Raw genomic sequence first — 18,439 nt, 5'->3', positions numbered from 1 at the left:
GTCCTAAATATTTTCGACACCACTACATATTGTGTCTGATTCAACTGAATCTGATTTTGTCAAACTTAAAATATACTAAAATTTAAAGAAAAACAGAGTTAACAGCCGATTTCCGACATTTAACGATAAATTTTAACATATTTTGAAGCTTGCACTTTTCCAAAGCAATAATTGGAAAATTATTCATTAAAAAAAGAGAAAAAGCGACTTAGCCGCTTTTATCTCTTATAGTTCCAGTCATCACTTTCATATCGTTCTTTTGCGATTTTTTGCACATATGCCATCTCTTCATCTGAAAGCTCGTAAGGTTCCAGTACAATGTCCAGGCCTTCCTCAAACCCTTTCTTGAAAGCTGCCTTAGCCTGTTCAAGAGTAATATTTTCTGCTGTCAGCTCGTTTATGGCAACAGCTTTATTTTTAAAAGCCTTTTGCATTCTCTCTTTTACCCGGTCATTAGGATATTTGAATAAGCTGAACAGCTTGTCTTCATCCAAATCAAGCAAAATAGAGCCATGCTGAAGGATTACACCTTTTTGTCTTGTTTGTGCACTCCCTGCTACTTTACGTCCTTCTACAACAAGTTCATACCAGCTTGGGGCATCAAAACAAACAGCAGATCGTGGATTTTTTAGAGAGTCTCTTTCTTCAGCCGTCTTTGGTACAGCAAAATAAGCTTCCATTCCCAGAGCGTGAAAACCTTTTAGAATTCCTTCAGAAATGACTCTGTATGCTTCAGTTACTGTACTCGGCATTTCCGGGTGGACTTCAGGAACGATGACACTGTATGTGAGTTCATGTTCGTGCAGCACCCCTCTTCCGCCTGTTGGTCTGCGGACGAACCCCAGGCCATGCTGCTTCACTGCTTCCATATCTATTTCTTTTTCAACCTTTTGGAAGTATCCAATTGAAAGAGTTGCAGGATTCCAGCCGTAAAACCGGATTACAGGTGGCATCTTCCCTTCACTGTTCCAATCAAGCAAGGCTTCATCCAGAGCCATATTAAAAGAAGGCGAACCTTCTCCTGAATCGATAAACCGCCAAACTTCTTTAGTCATATGTAACCCTCATTTTCAATTTCTTTAACTGGTCATTTGCGGTTATTAGTCTAACAAAATTCCGATGAAAATTAAAGCAAGTTGAATTTCCATAACAAATTTTCCTGATTTCCTTTACTCCAATCAGGAAAGACTTATATAATATTAGTTGGCTTACCTATGCGTGAAAGGAGAAAGACATATTGGAAACACTTTATTTCATTCTTATCATTTTGGGTGCAATCATTACCTATTCTGTCATAACATGGTTTTATCAGCGCCGAATTGTTAAAACGCTTACTGAAGACCAGTTTAGAGAAGGCTATAGAAAAGCCCAGTTAATCGATGTTCGCGAACCAAATGAATTTGAAAACGGCCATATTTTAGGTGCACGCAATATACCGCTTTCACAAATGAAAATGCGCATGAAAGAATTGCGTCCGGACAAGCCAGTCTACTTATATTGCCAGAGCGGCATGAGAAGTGCGAGAGCTGCCCAGTTTTTGCACCGTAAAGGCTACAAAGACCTTTCACACCTGCAGGGCGGGTTTAAAAAATGGTCCGGAAAAGTGAAGGCGAAAAAATAATATGTTATTTTAAAAGGCCCCGTCAGTTTGACGGGGCCTCTTGTTTATTATTGCTTTTGGTAACGGAGAACCGGCTTTCTTGCAGCCATGGTTTCATCCAGACGGCCAATCACTGTTGTATGTGGTGCTTCCTGAACAATCTCAGGGTTTTCCTCAGCTTCTTTTGCAATTTGAATCATGGCGTCGACAAAAGCGTCCAGCGTTTCTTTGGATTCTGTTTCAGTCGGCTCAATCATGATGCACTCTTCCACGTTAAGAGGGAAATAGATGGTTGGCGGATGATAGCCAAAGTCAAGAAGGCGCTTGGCAATATCCAACGTACGCACGCCAAGCTTCTTCTGGCGCTTGCCGCTTAAAACGAATTCATGCTTGCAATGTCTGTCAAATGGCAGGTCAAAGAATGGCTCAAGCCTTCTCATCATATAGTTTGCGTTTAGTACCGCATTTTCCGTAACAGCCTTCAGTCCATCCGGCCCCATAGTACGGATATAAGTATAAGCCCGGACATTGATGCCGAAGTTTCCATAATACGGCTTCACGCGGCCGATTGATTGCGGGCGGTCATAATCAAATTCATACTGGTCACCCTTCTTAACCAATACAGGCTTAGGAAGGTATGGGATCAGATCAGCTTTTACGCCGACAGGGCCAGATCCCGGTCCGCCGCCGCCATGCGGTCCTGTAAAGGTCTTATGAAGATTAAGGTGAACAACATCAAATCCCATATCTCCAGGGCGTGCCTTTGAAAGTACTGCATTCAGGTTAGCTCCATCATAGTAAAGCTTTCCGCCGGCGCTGTGAACAATCTCTGCCATTTCAAGAATGTTTTCTTCAAACAAACCTAAAGTATTCGGGTTAGTCAGCATAAGAGCAGCAGTGTCCTCGCCAACCACTCTTCTTAGATCCTCTAAATCCACCAATCCATTTTCATCCGATTTAACCGTTACTGTTTCAAAGCCTGCAACTGTTGCGGATGCCGGATTTGTTCCGTGGGCAGAGTCAGGAACGACTACTTTAGTACGTTTGGTATCGCCATTCGCTTCATGATAAGCACGGATCATCATTAACCCGGTCCATTCTCCGTGTGCTCCTGCAGCCGGCTGAAGTGTAACTTCATCCATTCCTGTAATTTCAATCAGGTGCTCCTGCAGATCATACATCAATTCCAGTGCACCTTGAACAGAGCTTTCATCCTGCAGCGGGTGCAAGTGGGCAAAACCGTTGAAGCGTGCTACATTCTCATTGATTTTAGGATTATATTTCATTGTGCAGGATCCAAGTGGATAAAATCCCGAATCAACACCATGATTTCGATTGGAAAGTGCAGTATAGTGGCGCATGATATCAAGTTCTGACACTTCCGGGAGCTCAGGCTCTTCTTCACGCAGATAGCCTTCAGGAAGAAGCTCGCCCAGGTCAATTTCCGGAATATCCATTTCCGGCAGGCTGTAGCCGATACGGCCTTCTGTGCTTAATTCAAAGATGAGTGGCTGATCTTCCTTATGCATGGTAATCCCCCATTTCTTTAACGAATGCATCAATTTCTTCCTTCGTTCTCAATTCCGTTACAGCAACAAGCATATGATTTTTCAGGTCAGCATAATCTCTGCCCAAATCGTAGCCGCCAATAATGTCCTTTTCAAGGAGCTTTTGATTTACTTCTTTAACAGGCTTATTCAGCTTGATGACGAATTCATTAAACGAAGGACCTTCAAATGGAACTTCAAAGCCGGCAGCCTTAAATTGCTGTTTTGCATAATGGGCTTTTTGCATGTTGGCAGCAGCCATTTCCTTTACGCCCTTCTTGCCGAGAGCAGTCATCGCTACAGATGCCGCCAGTGCGTTGAGAGCCTGATTGGAACAGATGTTGGACGTTGCCTTATCACGGCGTATATGCTGTTCACGCGCCTGAAGGGTAAGCACGAAACCGCGGCGGCCCTGATCGTCTACCGTTTGTCCTACAAGACGACCCGGCACTTTTCTCATCAGCTTGGATGTTACCGCAAAGTATCCGCAATGAGGGCCTCCAAAAGCAGTAGGAATACCAAAAACCTGAGCATCTCCTGCTACGATGTCTGCTCCAAATCTTCCTGGAGGAGTAAGCGCGCCAAGGGCAAGCGGGTTGCTTGAAACAACAAACATGGACTTGTGAGCATGAATAATTTCCTCAAGCTCTTTTAATGGCTCGACTCTGCCAAAAAAGTTAGGGTACTGCACAATTACACCTGCGATATCATCGCCAATCATTTCATTTCAGGGCTTCAAGGTCAGTGGTGCCGTCTTTATGAGGAATCTCAATCACTTCAATATACTGGCCCTTTGCGTATGTTTTAACTACTTCCTTAGATTCAGGGTGAACTGCGCTTGAGATTAGTATTTTCTTGCGGCGGGTGCTGCCTGCGCTTAGCATGGCTGCTTCAGCAAGTGCTGTTCCGCCATCATACATGGATGAGTTGGCCACATCCATTCCTGTTAATTCACAGATCATGGTCTGGAATTCAAAAATTGCCTGCAGCTCTCCCTGTGAAATTTCCGGCTGGTAAGGAGTATAGGCAGTATAAAACTCTGAACGGGATAATACATGATCGACAATGACCGGCATGTAATGATCATAAACTCCCGCACCAAGGAAAGATGAATTTGTGCGAAGATCAGCATTTTTTTGAGCCATTTTAGTAAGCTCTTTCAGTAAGGCTGTCTCTGATTTCGCCGGCTTGATGTCATATTCGCCCTTAAATCTCACACTCTCGGGAATATCACTGAATAATTCTTCCACAGAACTGACGCCGATCTTCTCAAGCATTGCTTTCTGGTCAGACTCTGTCATCGGTAAATAGCGATGTTTCATCATTTTCTCCCCCGGTTAGTTCTTTTCTCTTTTGTAAAAAGGTGTTGCTTCAATCTTAGCCTTCAGCCGTTTGCCGCGGATTTCCACTTCCAATTCAGTTCCAAGCTCCGCATGCTCTTTCTTGATAAGGACAAGGCCGATGTTCTTTTTCAATGTCGGAGATTGAGTGCCTGTTGTCACTTCCCCGATCAATTCTTCCCCTTTAAATACAGGATATCCATGGCGCGGAATACCGCGGTCAATCATTTCAATTCCGGCCAGCTTGCGCGGAACCCCGTTATCCTTTTGATTCTTAAGCACTTCTTTGCCAATAAAGTCGGCTTCTTTATTCACCTTGACTGCAAAGCCAATTCCTGCCTCTAGCGGTGTGATCTCAGGTGAGAGCTCCTGACCGTATAGTGCCAGGTTGGCTTCAAAGCGAAGAGTATCCCTTGAGCCTAGTCCGCATGGGAGCACGCCTTCTTCTTTGCCCGCTTCAAGAATTTCATTCCATAATGCAACTGCATCCCTGGCATCACAGTAGACTTCAAATCCGTCTTCTCCTGTGTATCCTGTTCTGGAAACAAGCGCTTTCTTGCCATTCAAATCAACATCCTGCTGGAATTTAAAAAATCCAATATCCGACAAATTAGTCCCAGCAAGCTTTTGAAGCACTTTTTCTGCAAGCGGCCCCTGAATCGCCAGCTGCGCCATATCTTCTGAAAGGTTTTTCAATTCCACATTGCCTTCTGCATGGTCCTGAAGCCAGTTGAAATCCTTTTCGATATTGGAAGCATTAACAACAAGCAAATAGTGGTCATCCTCTATTTTATAGACAAGTAAATCATCGACAGTTCCGCCATTTTCATAGCACATGGCTGTATATTGAGCACCTGAGTTCTTTAATTTGGAAATATCGTTCGTCATCATTTTTTGAAGATATTTAAGACTGTCCGTCCCCTTCACTTCGATTTCACCCATATGGGATACATCAAAGAGGCCGGCTTTTGTACGGACTGCTTCATGTTCTTCTTTAATGCTTGAAAATTGAACAGGTAGATCCCAGCCCCCGAAGTCGATGGTTTTTGCTCCGTAATCCTTGTACACCTCAAATAAAGGTGTGCGTTTTAACTGTGACATTTACTCGTCCCCCTTAAATCTTTTGAAATTTGTTTTAGGAACATAAAAAAGGACAGAATATCCCCTCAATTATGAGAAGATCTCTGTCCTTGCACCTGAAAGTTTACCGAAACCGGCTGTCCCCTTGGGTGGCTTATTAAAAAGCACTCTCCAGAGCTGCGTCAAACAAGAGTTCTTTTGCCTGAGAGATTCACAGATTTTGCTTGCTCCTTCGGCGCTACTAATGTAGTCTCTCCCCTTGTAATCATTCGCATTTATAAAATTTTCCAAGATGGTCATACTTATACCAAACAGAAAAAATTAAGCATCCATTACTTCGGTTAACTAAATGTAATGTGTTAACTTTCAAAACTTTCAAAGCTATTAACATCGTACCACCTTAACAAGGTTTGGGCAATATCTTTATATAGATAAAAGGAGCTGTTTTTATGACAGTGCAAATTGGCTTTGATTCTGCCTGGCAGGATGAATTCTTAAAAAGGATTGATGACGACGGCCCATGGGGAAACTGGGAGCTTTATAAACTGGCTGTTGAGGTTGAAAACCATACAACTATTCCTGACTTTGAAGGCTTGCAGGCTCCGAAGCATCTGCCGAACCTTACTCCACTTCCCCATCAGCTGGAAGTGGCCAAGCAGGTAGTCGAAAGCATGAACGGCAAGGCGATTTTAGCTGATGAAGTCGGTCTTGGAAAAACGATTGAAGCTGGGCTGATATTAAAGGAATATATGATCAGGGGACTCGTAAAAAAAGTCCTTATACTCGTTCCGGCTTCCCTTGTTTCCCAGTGGGCCATGGAGCTGAACAGCAAATTTTTTATTCCGGCTGTGGCGCAGCGGAAAAGCTATGTATGGGAACAATGCGACGTTGTGGTATCATCCATCGATACAGCCAAACGCAATCCTCATCGGGACATTATTTACAGCCTTGATTATGACCTGATTATTATAGACGAAGCTCACAAGCTAAAAAATAATAAAACGAGAAACTATGAATTTGTACAAAACCTTAAAAAGAAGTTTTGCCTCCTATTAACAGCAACACCCATTCAGAATCGAATCAGTGAGATCTTCAATCTTGTGTCCCTGCTTAAACCCGGACATCTTGGCAATGAATCAGCTTTTTATGAGAATTATAAAAAAGACTCACGCTCTTTGAACGATGATGCACATCTAAAGGAACTCGTAAACAAAGTCATGATCCGCAACCGCAGGGCAGATACCGGGATTGAATGGACCAAACGGCATGTGGAAACCATACCGATTGAATTTTCGCAGCCCGAGCATGAGCTCTATGAAGCGGTAACAGAGCTGCGGAGTGAAGAAAATTGGGTGAGTTCCAGCCAGTTTTCAGTAATGACACTGCAAAGAGAGGCATGCTCAAGCAGAGAAGCTGTCTATTTTACGCTTCAGAATATGCTGAAAAGACAGGAACAGCCTTCAATAGCTTTCCAGGAGCAAATACAATACCTTATTAAAAAGGTGGAAGCGGTTCAGCAAAACTCAAAAGCTCAAAAAGCACTTGAATTAATACAGAAAATAAATGACAAGGTCATAATTTTTACTGAGTATAGGGCAACACAAATGTATCTGCAGTGGTTTTTAAAGCAATATGGGATAACATCGGTTCCGTTCAGGGGAGGATTTAAAAGAGGCAAAAAGGACTGGATGAGGGAGCTTTTCCAAAAGAATGCACAAGTCCTGATTGCAACAGAAGCGGGAGGAGAAGGAATAAACCTGCAGTTCTGCAATCATATCATTAATTTTGATCTCCCCTGGAATCCAATGCGGCTCGAACAAAGGATTGGGCGCATACATCGTCTCGGCCAGGAAAAGGATGTCATGATTTATAATTTTGCCACAAAAGGAACAGTCGAAGAACACATAATGAAGCTTCTATATGAGAAAATACATCTCTTCGAAAAAGTCATCGGCGATTTGGACGATATTTTAACAAAGCTTGAATTTGGCAGTATTGACGATCACCTTGTTGATATTTTCGGAAGATCGGCTTCAGAAGGTGAAATGAGGATTAAAATGGAGAACTTGACGAGCATGATTCAATTCGCAGAGGATCTGAAAGAAGGTGAACTGAATGCAGCAACAGGAAATTCATAAATTCCTTGAAAGGTATTTTCACGCAAACGGGTGTGAAATAACTGATAAAGGTCCGGGGTATATGACCGTACAGCTGACGATTGATTTGGATAAGGAACTGATGAATCGGCCCTTTTATTGGCATTATCTCGAAAAAACAGGCGGAATTCCAAACCCGATGCAGCTGACGCTTATTACAAACCAGCAGCTGGCCCCGCCGCATATTAAGGGGGAAGTCATTCATTTTGGCTCCCCTAGGCTTCACCAGATCTTTGATTCGGCCAGGAACCTGGCAGGCTATATCCGATTATATGAAAATCACCGGCTGGCACCTGGAAAGCAGGTGCCGTTAAGACCATGGCTAGGAATGAACATTCGCGTATCTTATCAATGCGACCGAAAACGGGATGTCTTTAAATCCATCGGCCTCCAATTGATTAATGGCCAGATGGTCGAAAGTTTTCATGACAGATTGCTTGGCATGAGCCTTACGCCCAAAATCCCCGACTACTCGTTCACACTGTCTCCGCTTATTATGCCGCGAAGCGGAGTATACAGGGTAGCAAATTTTATTAAAGCCGAAATTGAACAAGAAGATCATATATGGGCTGATGAAGCCCGTCAGCGCTGGCAAAAAGACCTCAGCCTTCTTGAACATTTTTATGAAGAGGCAGAAGAAAAGGGCGAAAGCTATGAAAACGAAAAAACAGCTCTTCAGGAGCAATATGAACCAAAGGTTAATATCTCCATCATAAATGGCGGTCTCTTTTATCTGACAGACAGTGCAGTCTAAAAATGCAAAAAACCGGCAATTTAGCCGGTTTTTTGCATAAAAGCTATTTATGTTTCTTTCTTCTCATGCCCAAGTAAAACAGATAAGAAAACATTCCAAACCATCTGAATAAAAACGGCTCTTTCATGTCCTTTTTTTCAATACGATGCCGTTTTCGCTCATCTTTTGGCTGATCAATATATTTTACTACTGTCTGTGTAAGATACTTTACATAATCGTTGGATTTCATGTCCATACCTGCCTTTTTCCATACAGAATTGCAGGAACTGCCTGCTATTTATCATTTACAAGTATGTCCAACGGGTTTTCACTCTAAACAATCTATTATTTCTTGTATGATTTCTGCTTTATCTTTATTCGTTGTATCAATGATCACATGGGCGGTTTCTTTATAGAGCGGCATCCTTTTTTCATAAAGTTCGTGGATCAGCCTCTTTTTATCGCCCTTCAGCAGCGGTCTGGTATGATCCTTCTCAATCCGTTTAAAGATTTCTTCAGGAGACGCATAAAGGAAGAAAACAATTCCTGTTTCGCTAAGCCTATTTCTGTTTTCAGGCTTTATCACAATGCCCCCGCCAGTGGTTATAACACCCGCTCTGTCATCCATTTCATTTAATATATTGGATTCAAGACTTCTGAAGTATTCCTCTCCATGCTGCGCGAAAATATCATTAATATTTTTATTCTCACGCTTCACTATTTCTTCATCTGTATCAATTACTTCCTGATTTAAGCAGGCTGCCAGCTCTTTTCCTATCGTAGTTTTGCCGGAACCCATGAATCCGATTAAATAAATAGGCTTCATTTTTATCCCCACTCAGTTTTTTTCAATCCATTTTATCATTTTTTGCAGGTCTGTGTCATAGTAAGCATAACCGGAAATTTCTTTATCAGATCCAATTTTTGTTTTGAAGGTAATCTGAATTAAGCTTGCTGCCACTGGAGAAATCTCATAGGAAACCGATCCTTTTTTAAACGAATAAACTCCTGACTCTTTCGGGTCTGCATTTTCACTCAGCATTTTTTCTGTTTTTTTAAAGGAACTCAGCAGGTAGTATTCCTGCTTTAGGACGGTTTCCGCCTGATTCACAATCCTTTTCTCGGAAATAAACTGGTCTAATTGAATGGTAAGAAGAAAGAGTGCAGCCAGTATAAGTGTTAAAGTAAGAGGATAAGAAAATCCTTCCTGATTACGGTACATCAATATCCTCCATATCCATTAAGTAATATAGAAACGCGGAATGCTTTTGATCAAAATCATCCGAAACATTTATTTCAACCCCGCCATTGACAGACGCAAAGGTAATGGCATTTAGTTTTTGAAGGACAATCTCATGGCCCTTCATATCCACTCTCCTCCGCAAGTTAGATCCATATTTTTCATAAAGCACACTTTTCCCGTCTAGAGTCAAAACAATTGATCCAGCTGTTATATTTGCAGCATCAGCGAGCCTGATTTCCTTTTTCAGCTGGTTGATAAATACATGCCATTCAAGTCTTTGTGTCCTGGCTTCCATTTTCCAGTCCTGAAAAAGGAAATTTAAGCCCATCGTCAAAAAGCTAACAATCAATAAAAATATTGAAAATGAAAACAGCATTTCAAGCATGGTAAACCCCTTATCACTGAAATACCTCACACTTTTCCTTTGTGTTATCCCGTACATTTTCATACCTTATGCAAACCTCCATAAATCCTTGGTTTTCCTTAAGCAATATTTGATAGACTGTCTGATTTTTTTTTATGGTCTTCCCCTCAGGAAAACTCCCCTCCGATGCAGCCTCCATAAGACTCTCATAAAGCAGCTGGGTGCTTTCATAATCCTGTTTTACCTCTTCAGAATGCACAAATGCCTTTATGACAAGAGGAAATATTATTCCCGCTGCAAGCAGTAACCCTGATAGAGACAGCAGGAGCTCAGCCAGAAAGAAGCCTTCATTCTTTCTCCACATTAAAACGTCCTCTTCCGATAAAAAATGTTATTTTGTATTGCTCCCTGTCTGCTTTAATATAGAAGCTTCCAAATTTATTTGTAATTCCGCCAGGTCCATATTGAAAATACAATGGCATTGTTCCCGGCTTAATCTCAATGACTCCGGAATATTCTCTACTTAAAATAGAATCAGCCGCAAGCTTTTCCTTAGCGAAATACCTATTCTCCTCTGGAATGATTTGAATAGCTACATCTGTCTGGTGGGTTATGGCATAGTTTTGGGCATAAAGGAGGTCAGATTTTAATTGGGAAAAGAACATTATCTTTTCAAGATAGAAAAAATGCGGTTTAAAAAGCAGGGCTGTAACCGAAGCAATAATAAGGAAAATACTGAGAACGAATAGCGACTCTATCAATGTAAAGCCTGCTTTGTTTTTCATCATGACTCTTCAGATTCAACCTTCCCATCTGCAGAAATCGTAATGGCATCTCCATTTGGACAAGTTGTCGCTCCTTCATTGAGATAATCGGCAGCCACTAAATCCTGAATGTCCGAAGGCAGTACTTTTTCATCGATTTCATATGCCTGAACCTGAGCCTGCACCATCTTAACGAACGCCTCGCATCCCTTGCTGTTTATTTTTGAATTGTGTTTTGTTACATTGGGAATGGTGATGATTAAGAGCACTGAAATCACCAATAAAACAATCATCATTTCAATAAGCGTGAATCCTCTATTATTGTTTAACATACGCCATTTCATTAAAATCCCTCCAGTAGATGAAACATAGGCAGCAAAACTGCCAAATACATCGAAACTATTAAAAAACCGATAAACATATATAAAACAGGCTGAATGATCTTAAGAAGTTTTTCTGTTTTTTCCTCTATTTTGTGCAGACAACGCCTGCTAAAAAATGTTAATTCCTGGTCCAGTCTGCCATTTTTTTGACCATGTCTAATAATATTGGACAGTTCCCTTTCAAAAAATGGAAAACTCACAAGAATGTCTTCCAGCTTATTCCCTTCACGGAGCTTGAGCTTCACGGCTTTACCGAGGACACTGTAAAAAGGCTGCTTTTCATTTTTCTCAAAAAGACTCAGCGCCTCAGATATAGATAAGCCCCCGTTTAAAAGATAACTGAGCTGTACAGCAAAGAAGTGGGTATAGTAAAGGCGAAGAAATTGGCCTGCTGCAGGTACTCTTACGAGGATTTTTTTTTGTTGGATAGGGGCAAGATTTCTGAATCTGACAAAATAGTATATAAGCAAAGTGACCAAGCCGAAGAACAGAAACAGAAGAAAAAACGGGAGAAAATCACCAAACAAATAAACGGCTTTCGTAAAGAAATTAGGCTGAAGCTGCATTGAAACAAATAAGGATGAGAAACGGGGCAACAGGACTTTATCAACGAAAATAAATAAGAATGCGGTAATGAGCATCAGGAAAATCGGATAGGCCATCAGCTTTTTCAATTTTTCAGTGTCCCTGCCTTTTCGGAGCACCATTTCGCTTCCTTCAAGAAATGCAGAAGCAAGGCCTCCGTGCTGTTCAGCAAAAAAAACATAGCCAATCAGATTTTTATTAAAGTTCATGTTTGAAAGTATTTGATAAAAAGGAAAACCTTCTCTCAACTGAGAGAGGCACTGCCTGATTTCATGTTTTCGTTTTTGCGGCAGCTGATGCACCAGTGACTCGAGCGCTTCGGATAAAGGATATCCTCTGGACAGCAGTTCCCCTGTATTCTTCAGAAACAAACCCTGTTCTTGAATGGTCCATTTAGGTTTCTCCATTGCCATGTACCCACCTGCTGTACTCCGTTTCCTTTATATAGCCCAGAGCAATCCCTTTAGTTATGACTTCCTTCAGTGTTCGATACTTAACATGGCTGCTTTCTCCTCTTGCATTCTTTATGGAGGCATTGAGCGCCCTTCCTGCAAGCAATTCAAACACACTCGCCCGTTTCCACCTGCCATATCCATAGCAGAATGGCGAGCATTCCCCTTCACAATATGGACAATTCAATTCGACTAGGCGCTGAGCGGTGACCGCCACCAAAGTCTGCTCAATTTCCAGCATGTTCACTCCAAACTCAGCCAGACGGTATACAGCCCCCTCAGCATCCCGGGTATGCATGGTGCTTAATACAAGGTGACCGGTAAGAGCTGCTCTAACTGCAATCTTCGCCGTTTCCGCATCCCGGATTTCACCCACCATAATGATATCGGGGTCATGGCGAAGGATTGCTTTTAAGCCTGCAGAATAAGACACGCCGGCTTTCTCATTCACTTGGACTTGAAGAACTAAGTCATTCTCTTTTTCAATGGGATCTTCCAGGGTGATGACATTGCGATGGAACATATGGGAGGTTTCATTCAGAAGGGAATACAGTGTTGTGGTTTTACCGCTGCCGGTCGGGCCAGTGAAAATAATCAATCCGTGAGCATGCTTCAGCAGTGCCAGCATTTTTCTTGTCATGTCTGGAAAAAGGCTGATCTGGTAAAAAGGAATTTGTTCCTGCTGGGGGAGAATTCTGATAACAAGGCTTTCGCTGTGGCTTGATGGGAGTGTTGAAAAGCGCAGGCCAATCATTTGTCCGTCTACTTCAAGTGAGTATGCACCGCTCTGCGGCCTTCTTTTTTCACCAATATCCATCGATGCTGTAAATTTAAAATGGGAAATCAATCTGTCACACTCTTCTTTGGGAAGATAAAGCCTGGGGGTCAATTGGCTGCCGAACCTCAGCTGAATGAGTGTGTCTTTTCTTCGGGGAATGATGTGGATGTCGGAAGCATGGCTTCTGACAGCGTCTTTAATAATTCGTTCTGCCATTCTTTCAATTATACTCAACTAATTATGCACCACCTTTTTTAATTATTCTGGATATTAATTCGACTTATCCAAAGCATTTCCTTCATTTTTCGGCAAATTTTTTTGACGAATTTGTGAATAGATTATTTTTTTCTTTCCATAATAAAAAAGGATATAGCGAATTAATGGGCTATAGCCAAGCGGTAAGGCACCGGACTTTGACTCCGTCATGCGCAGGTTCGAATCCTGCTAGCCCAGTAGCTGTGGAAGGACACCGGATGTCCTTCCTTTTTCATTTTAGAATAATCTATTTAGCCATATTTTTAAATGCATCCGGATTATAGCCTATGACAATCTTATTTCCGTTTGTCAGAATCGGTCTCCTCAGCAGTTTCGGCTCCTTAATAACCATTTGCACCACTTCTGATAATGATAATTCCTCAAGTTTCTCTCCCAGGTCTTTATAGGTCTGGCTGCGGGTCGCGAGAATCTCATCAAGGCCGCTTGTGGTTAAAGAAAGGATTTTTAGTAATTCTCTTGGTGATGGAGTCTCCCTGAAGAGATGCCTTTCTTCAAAATCAATTGAATGGGCTGTCAGCCATTTTTTCGTCTTTCTGCAGGAAGTACAGCTGGGATATGTAAAAAATGTCAATTGGCTCATACCTCTTCACCTCACAAATTGATTATTTAGACTATTCTTATTGTATATCAATTGTACAATATATGTATACACTTTTGTATAAGTAATTAAACTCCATTTGTGAACATTTTCTAAACTTATAGTGATTACAGTGTTAACCTCAAATGGCTGTATTATAATGGAAGCAGGCCAGGAAGGCGCCAGCTAAGTGCTATAAGTGACAGCTGATGACCTCGGGAATAAATAACCCTTTTGAGGTGACAATAAATGGAGCAAACATTAAAAATAACAAATGTGTTATCCGATCCAACCCGCTATTATATTTATCAATACATTACTAAACGGCATAAAGATGTTACCGTGCAGGAGATTGCAGATAATTTCAGCATACATCCCAATGTTGCAAGGTTACATTTATCCAAGCTTGAAGATGTAAATATGCTTGTTTCTGAAACAAAAAAAACGGGCAAAGGCGGAAGGCCCAGCCGGTTATATCGATTGTCTGATGATGTTGTGCAGCTGCATTTCCCTTACAGGGATTATCAGCTGCTGGCTAAAATAGCCATGGAAACAATGCTTGACTTAGGCGAAGAAGGAAGAAAAGCACTGTATGCAACAGGGAAAAAGTTTGGCATTGAGCTGATCGGCCAAGAGCTTAAAAGGTATCCAAACACAGATCAACTTACTTTTGAACAGAAATTAAACCTCTTAAAGCATGCTGCCGATTTGTCAGGTTTCCACCCTGAATTTGATGCAAATGAGGAAAAGACCATCATCTATTTCCAAATTTATAATTGCCCATTTAAGGAGGTTGCAGCCCGGCATGCTGAGCCAGTCTGCAATATGCATTATGAATTTTTAAAGGGAATGTTTGAAAATCTGTTTGATTCCATTCAACTGGTGGAAAAGCAGAATATGCTCACCGGCTGTGATTCTTGCGCATATAAAGCAATTGTTGGAAATTAAAGTCATCCGCAGAAAAATGGCGAAAAAAAGGCCGTGGTAAGCTTTTTTTTCCGCCCTTTTCTGTACTATTTAGAAACCATTATTTACTTTTATTAAGCATTTACTTTATAATATTGTAGTGATGGACTTGTAAGGGTAAAAGGAGGGATACATATGGATCGTATGTACAGAGTATTAGGATTCTGGACGGGAATTTTCGCTGTTATGTTTTACCTTGGCGATATGTATACAACGTCCTTGATTTTCTTCGGCCAAACAGGATTTTTCCTGCTTTTAAGCTACTTAAAGCTTTCCGAACGTATGTATATTTATGTTTTTGGAGCATACTTAACTGTTTTCTTCGTAGGCTTCACTTACTGGTCAACATTTATGATGACACCTGGCGCCGGCGGCCACTAATAGCCGATAAAAAAGCGATGAAATCATCGCTTTTTTTATTTTTCACCTATTTTCTTTCCCTGCAGGACCAGGTGAAATGCTGTACTCATGCCTGAAGGTGTTATCAGACTTCTTATTGCCCTGTTTCTTTTGCTGACAGGAGAAAACGGATTAGAATCATAATGATCTTCAAGCTCCTGTAAAATGCCTGCAGACAGCAGGAATTCATCCTGTCTCATCATAAAATGAAAATCCAGCCCTTCTTTCTCTCCCAATCGGATCAGTGAATCAAAATGAACATGGCTGGTTATATCCATCTCGCCAGGGTGTTCGAGTACATTAGAAATTAAAGAATGCTTGTAATAACCTCTGAGACTGCCATCTCTTCTAATCGGTTCCTGCCATTCCTCATCTGTATAGCCATAATCGGCAGTCAGCACAAACCCTTTATCCAGAGCAGCAGACATATCCTTAATCATCTGCTCCATTTGCAGAGGTATTTCAATTCTTTGGCCATTGCTAAGTGATAAACCGCTTTCTTCAAGGTATAAGGAAATATCTCTATTTGTTAATGGCACAGCATGTTCTGCAAGCTTTCCGTCTTTTACGGTTACCATAATTTCAGTCAACTGATCATGTGCTTTTTCAACCACATGGACAGGCAAGGCATCAAACAGCTCATTTGAAAAAATCAGGCCGCAAAATGGAGAAATCTCGTCCCAGCTATCGATTTGCCTGATCTGTTCGGAAAATACTATCTGCTCCTGCTGCAGCTTCCTGTGATAGGGGCTTGTTTCAAAAATATAATAATGTATCTCTTTATCAGCAATAAGATTCCACTCATCAAGGAAAGCTTTTGCAAAGCGTCCATTCCCGCCCCCTATTTCACAGACCTGAAAAGGCAGCTGATATTCCCCTGCCATTTGATGAAACCACTTTGAAATGGTCCTTCCATATATATCAGAAACATTGCTGGTTGTAATAAAATCTCCCCCGGCCCAATTTTTTCCTTATCTTTCATATAGTAACCATATTCGGAATGATAAAGGGCCTGCTGGATATAGTCAGCATAGCTGATCATTTTTTGAGGAGTATTTTCTATATAATCTGTTAGTAAATTCAGCATATAAACTCCCTTTTCGATTGAAAAATCTGGATTTCTGGAAACAGCCATTTTTATTGTTTTGGACAATGTTTTCACTATTGACATAGTGTTTTCCCTGTTATATTGTTAATGTAGTAGCTTAACTATATCCCCTCCCATTTTATATGAATAAAACATCCCCCAGAAAAGCCCTTCTCATTGGAGAAGGGCTTTTCTATTTTCCAATCAGAATCCATTCAGAAATGGATTTGAATCCATTTCCCGGCCAATTGTCGTAACTGGCCCGTGTCCAGGAAGCACTTCTGTTTCTTCAGGCAATGGCAAAAGCTTATTATGTATACTTTCAAGGAGCTGCTGATGATTGCCGCCCGGAAGGTCTGTGCGTCCTATGCTTCCGCTGAACAGCGCGTCACCGGCCACCACAAGACCAGCATCTCTAAAATACAAAGAAACACTCCCTGGAGAATGGCCTGGCGTCTCCAGAATGTTAAAGGTAAATTCACCTATGCTCAACACTTGTTCAGCTGTTATAATATGGTCTGCAGGCCTTGCTTTTATCAGCTTGCCTATTTTAAATAGGTGGGAACCATTTAAGGCTGGATCCGGAAGCCATGCTGCTTCTTTTTCATGTATGTATACAGGGATAGAAAAGGCATCTCTTATTCCGTCTACAGCGCCAATATGATCAAAATGGGCATGAGTAAGTATGACAGCAAGAGGTTTCAGTCCTTTTTGTTCGATAATGCCGCTCAGTTTTCCGCTCTCTTCACCCGGATCAAAGATTAAACAATCTTTGTTTTCATTCGAAAGGACATAACAGTTTGTTTGCAATGGGCCAAGAGGGATCTGATTCCATTCCATCGCCTACACCTCCATAGTTGATTTATTTGTCTATTATTTTACACTATATCAGAATGGAATGCCTTATATCTGCAAAAGGAGTATAAGATGAAAATCCTATATGGCGTTGAAGCCGGCTATATTATTCAAGATGTGCCCGAATTCATGAACTTAATCAAAAATAATACTAAACTGTTCGATTTTCAGCAGAGCATCTTTCTGTTTGAAGAGAGGGCTCATGCGGAATTTACCAAAAGCGTCCTGGTCGATGCCGGACTTTTTGAAGAATTTTTTAAGCTCTGTTACATAAAATCGGGTGTAAAGGGAGAAACTTTTGAAGACTTTGCGATTGAAACAGAAAGCGGAGTTTACTTGTTCACTGAGCTCCTTAATGCCTTCACAATAACCGGGGGCAATAAAGAAGATATCCAGATGGCTGTCTATCAATTTCAGGAGCATCTGGTCTTTACAGCGAAAGAAGAAAAAATGCCAGCAGTTTATTTTTCAGAACTTCATCTAAAGGATTTAATAATCGGCATTGCTGATGCATATGACATACAAGTGTCATTTTTAGACCTCGACAAATAGAAGAAAAAAATATAAAATAAAGGACGAATGTATATACTTGGGTTTTACATAATGGGTATATAACCTGAAGAATGATTTTGATATGGCTTTTGCCTGCTGATCACGAAATAAAGGGGGCTGTTTTAATGGGACTACCAATCATTTTTGCATTAGTCGCAGTTCTTGCAGCTTTTGGTGCATTTAGTGCACTGAAGAACAAGAACTTCCTTGGCTTGGTTTTTGCTGTAGGAACACTTGCCGTTTTCGGATGGTTCTCTGTAATGACCTTAATTAACAGTGGATATCCTGCTGTTCACTAAGAAAAGCACAGCGTGCCCGCCAACCCGCGGCGCATTGATGCTTTACTTTAAGAAATAAAAGGGCTCCCTCAGTGGGAGCCCTTTTATTTTAACCTTTTAGCCGGCTTTCAACTCTTTGGACCTTTTCTTCCATTTTCCTCTTAACATCTCTTCTGTCATCAATGCGGATATTGGTCGCCACTCTCATTAAGCCTTTTTCAAAAGGGACTTCATGCATTGCCTGAATAACTTCAAATAAATCAGGCAGCTCCCCTTCAATAATGGTATTCATGGGTGTCAGCTGAAATCGGATTGTGCCGCTTTCCTCATATTTTTTTAAAACACGCTGAATGTCTGCCACATAGCTGCTGACACTTGGTGTTTCCGTTCCAATTGGAATAACTGTAACATCTGCGATTGCCAT

At 41.3% G+C, this 18,439-nt stretch carries 22 protein-coding genes, 1 tRNA gene, 2 pseudogenes and 1 riboswitch; of the genes and pseudogenes, 8 read left to right on the top strand and 17 right to left on the bottom strand.

The annotated features are described in order from the left end of the window. Positions 1-218: 218 nt before the first annotated feature. Positions 219-1,055 (bottom strand): lipoate--protein ligase family protein, encoded by an 837-nt coding sequence (locus tag LLY41_RS06920; protein WP_095244827.1) that lies wholly within the window; start codon positions 1,053-1,055, stop codon positions 219-221. A 182-nt stretch (positions 1,056-1,237) separates the two neighbouring features. Here LLY41_RS06920 and LLY41_RS06915 point away from each other — a divergent pair, with 182 nt between their 5' ends. After that, positions 1,238-1,621, top strand: coding sequence for a rhodanese-like domain-containing protein (locus LLY41_RS06915; RefSeq protein WP_035329981.1), 384 nt, complete (start codon positions 1,238-1,240; stop codon positions 1,619-1,621). A gap of 47 nt (positions 1,622-1,668) precedes the next feature. Here the strand turns inward: LLY41_RS06915 and gcvPB are convergent, their stop codons facing one another. From gcvPB to gcvT, 3 genes and pseudogenes are all read right to left on the bottom strand, one after another. Next, positions 1,669-3,129, bottom strand: a complete 1,461-nt coding sequence (gene gcvPB / locus LLY41_RS06910) for an aminomethyl-transferring glycine dehydrogenase subunit GcvPB (protein ID WP_304587262.1) — start codon at positions 3,127-3,129, stop codon at positions 1,669-1,671. Next, a pseudogene (gene gcvPA, locus LLY41_RS06905) lies at positions 3,122-4,469 on the bottom strand (aminomethyl-transferring glycine dehydrogenase subunit GcvPA). The gene gcvPB and the pseudogene gcvPA overlap by 8 nt, the downstream one beginning before the upstream one ends. Positions 4,470-4,484: 15 nt before the next feature. After that, a complete protein-coding gene (gcvT, locus tag LLY41_RS06900; RefSeq protein WP_095244830.1) occupies positions 4,485-5,588 on the bottom strand; it encodes a glycine cleavage system aminomethyltransferase GcvT in 1,104 nt (367 codons plus the stop codon). A gap of 159 nt (positions 5,589-5,747) precedes the next feature. After that, positions 5,748-5,836: riboswitch (glycine riboswitch) on the bottom strand. Positions 5,837-6,016: 180 nt separating this feature from the next. Between gcvT and LLY41_RS06895 the strand changes: the two genes are divergently transcribed. Together LLY41_RS06895 and LLY41_RS06890 are read left to right on the top strand one after the other, a co-directional pair. Continuing rightward, positions 6,017-7,705, top strand: coding sequence for a DEAD/DEAH box helicase (locus tag LLY41_RS06895; protein WP_095244831.1), 1,689 nt, complete (start codon positions 6,017-6,019; stop codon positions 7,703-7,705). Next, positions 7,683-8,477: a YqhG family protein gene (locus LLY41_RS06890; protein ID WP_304587259.1), complete on the top strand. Its 795-nt coding sequence runs from the start codon at positions 7,683-7,685 to the stop codon at positions 8,475-8,477. Before LLY41_RS06895 ends, LLY41_RS06890 begins: the two co-directional genes overlap by 23 nt. A gap of 43 nt (positions 8,478-8,520) precedes the next feature. Here LLY41_RS06890 and LLY41_RS06885 read toward each other — a convergent pair whose 3' ends face one another. From LLY41_RS06885 to comGA, 9 genes are all read right to left on the bottom strand, one after another. Then, positions 8,521-8,706 carry a YqzE family protein gene (locus LLY41_RS06885; RefSeq protein ID WP_095245709.1) on the bottom strand — a complete coding sequence of 62 codons (186 nt, stop codon included), beginning with the start codon at positions 8,704-8,706 and terminating at the stop codon, positions 8,521-8,523. 78 nt (positions 8,707-8,784) lie between these two features. Then, positions 8,785-9,282, bottom strand: coding sequence for a shikimate kinase (locus LLY41_RS06880; protein ID WP_304587258.1), 498 nt, complete (start codon positions 9,280-9,282; stop codon positions 8,785-8,787). A gap of 12 nt (positions 9,283-9,294) precedes the next feature. Then, positions 9,295-9,678: a competence type IV pilus minor pilin ComGG gene (gene comGG, locus LLY41_RS06875; RefSeq protein ID WP_304587256.1), complete on the bottom strand. Its 384-nt coding sequence runs from the start codon at positions 9,676-9,678 to the stop codon at positions 9,295-9,297. Further along, positions 9,668-10,084, bottom strand: coding sequence for a competence type IV pilus minor pilin ComGF (gene comGF, locus LLY41_RS06870; RefSeq protein WP_304587255.1), 417 nt, complete (start codon positions 10,082-10,084; stop codon positions 9,668-9,670). Before comGF ends, comGG begins: the two co-directional genes overlap by 11 nt. Positions 10,085-10,097: 13 nt before the next feature. Continuing rightward, on the bottom strand, positions 10,098-10,427 hold the full coding sequence (locus LLY41_RS06865) for a phosphatase (RefSeq protein WP_304587254.1): 330 nt from the start codon (positions 10,425-10,427) through the stop codon (positions 10,098-10,100). After that, on the bottom strand, positions 10,411-10,851 hold the full coding sequence (gene comGD, locus LLY41_RS06860) for a competence type IV pilus minor pilin ComGD (RefSeq protein WP_304587253.1): 441 nt from the start codon (positions 10,849-10,851) through the stop codon (positions 10,411-10,413). The genes LLY41_RS06865 and comGD overlap by 17 nt, the downstream gene beginning before the upstream one ends. Beyond that, on the bottom strand, positions 10,848-11,171 hold the full coding sequence (comGC, locus tag LLY41_RS06855) for a competence type IV pilus major pilin ComGC (protein ID WP_095245703.1): 324 nt from the start codon (positions 11,169-11,171) through the stop codon (positions 10,848-10,850). The genes comGD and comGC overlap by 4 nt, the downstream gene beginning before the upstream one ends. Further along, positions 11,171-12,202, bottom strand: coding sequence for a competence type IV pilus assembly protein ComGB (gene comGB, locus LLY41_RS06850; protein WP_304587251.1), 1,032 nt, complete (start codon positions 12,200-12,202; stop codon positions 11,171-11,173). The genes comGC and comGB overlap by 1 nt, the downstream gene beginning before the upstream one ends. Further along, positions 12,189-13,259 carry a competence type IV pilus ATPase ComGA gene (comGA, locus tag LLY41_RS06845; protein WP_095245702.1) on the bottom strand — a complete coding sequence of 357 codons (1,071 nt, stop codon included), beginning with the start codon at positions 13,257-13,259 and terminating at the stop codon, positions 12,189-12,191. The genes comGB and comGA overlap by 14 nt, the downstream gene beginning before the upstream one ends. Positions 13,260-13,406: 147 nt before the next feature. On the opposite strand from comGA, the gene LLY41_RS06840 reads away from it, so the two are divergent. Continuing rightward, positions 13,407-13,478, top strand: a tRNA-Gln gene (locus tag LLY41_RS06840). A gap of 49 nt (positions 13,479-13,527) precedes the next feature. Here LLY41_RS06840 and LLY41_RS06835 read toward each other — a convergent pair. After that, positions 13,528-13,881 (bottom strand): Spx/MgsR family RNA polymerase-binding regulatory protein, encoded by a 354-nt coding sequence (locus LLY41_RS06835; protein WP_095245701.1) that lies wholly within the window; start codon positions 13,879-13,881, stop codon positions 13,528-13,530. Positions 13,882-14,127: 246 nt separating this feature from the next. On the opposite strand from LLY41_RS06835, the gene LLY41_RS06830 reads away from it, so the two are divergent. Both LLY41_RS06830 and LLY41_RS06825 read left to right on the top strand, forming a co-directional pair. Next, positions 14,128-14,826 (top strand): helix-turn-helix transcriptional regulator, encoded by a 699-nt coding sequence (locus tag LLY41_RS06830; RefSeq protein WP_304587250.1) that lies wholly within the window; start codon positions 14,128-14,130, stop codon positions 14,824-14,826. A gap of 153 nt (positions 14,827-14,979) precedes the next feature. Next, on the top strand, positions 14,980-15,225 hold the full coding sequence (locus tag LLY41_RS06825; RefSeq protein WP_009332938.1) for a DUF2626 domain-containing protein: 246 nt from the start codon (positions 14,980-14,982) through the stop codon (positions 15,223-15,225). A gap of 35 nt (positions 15,226-15,260) precedes the next feature. Here LLY41_RS06825 and LLY41_RS06820 read toward each other — a convergent pair. Together LLY41_RS06820 and LLY41_RS06815 are read right to left on the bottom strand one after the other, a co-directional pair. Then, positions 15,261-16,330: pseudogene (locus LLY41_RS06820) on the bottom strand (class I SAM-dependent methyltransferase). A 204-nt stretch (positions 16,331-16,534) separates the two neighbouring features. Continuing rightward, complete coding sequence (locus LLY41_RS06815) at positions 16,535-17,170, bottom strand: MBL fold metallo-hydrolase (protein ID WP_095245698.1); 636 nt, start codon at positions 17,168-17,170, stop codon at positions 16,535-16,537. 87 nt (positions 17,171-17,257) lie between these two features. Here LLY41_RS06815 and LLY41_RS06810 point away from each other — a divergent pair, with 87 nt between their 5' ends. Together LLY41_RS06810 and LLY41_RS06805 are read left to right on the top strand one after the other, a co-directional pair. After that, positions 17,258-17,737, top strand: coding sequence for a hypothetical protein (locus LLY41_RS06810; RefSeq protein ID WP_095245697.1), 480 nt, complete (start codon positions 17,258-17,260; stop codon positions 17,735-17,737). Positions 17,738-17,862: 125 nt separating this feature from the next. Further along, on the top strand, positions 17,863-18,036 hold the full coding sequence (locus LLY41_RS06805; RefSeq protein ID WP_048008269.1) for a DUF2759 domain-containing protein: 174 nt from the start codon (positions 17,863-17,865) through the stop codon (positions 18,034-18,036). A gap of 88 nt (positions 18,037-18,124) precedes the next feature. Here LLY41_RS06805 and LLY41_RS06800 read toward each other — a convergent pair whose 3' ends face one another. Continuing rightward, on the bottom strand, positions 18,125-18,439 hold the full coding sequence (locus LLY41_RS06800) for an MTH1187 family thiamine-binding protein (protein ID WP_251168443.1): 315 nt from the start codon (positions 18,437-18,439) through the stop codon (positions 18,125-18,127).

The organism is Cytobacillus firmus (assembly GCF_023612095.1).
Taxonomy (GTDB): Bacteria; Bacillota; Bacilli; order Bacillales; family Cytobacillaceae; genus Cytobacillus.
This window is presented reverse-complemented; position numbering and strand designations above follow the sequence as displayed.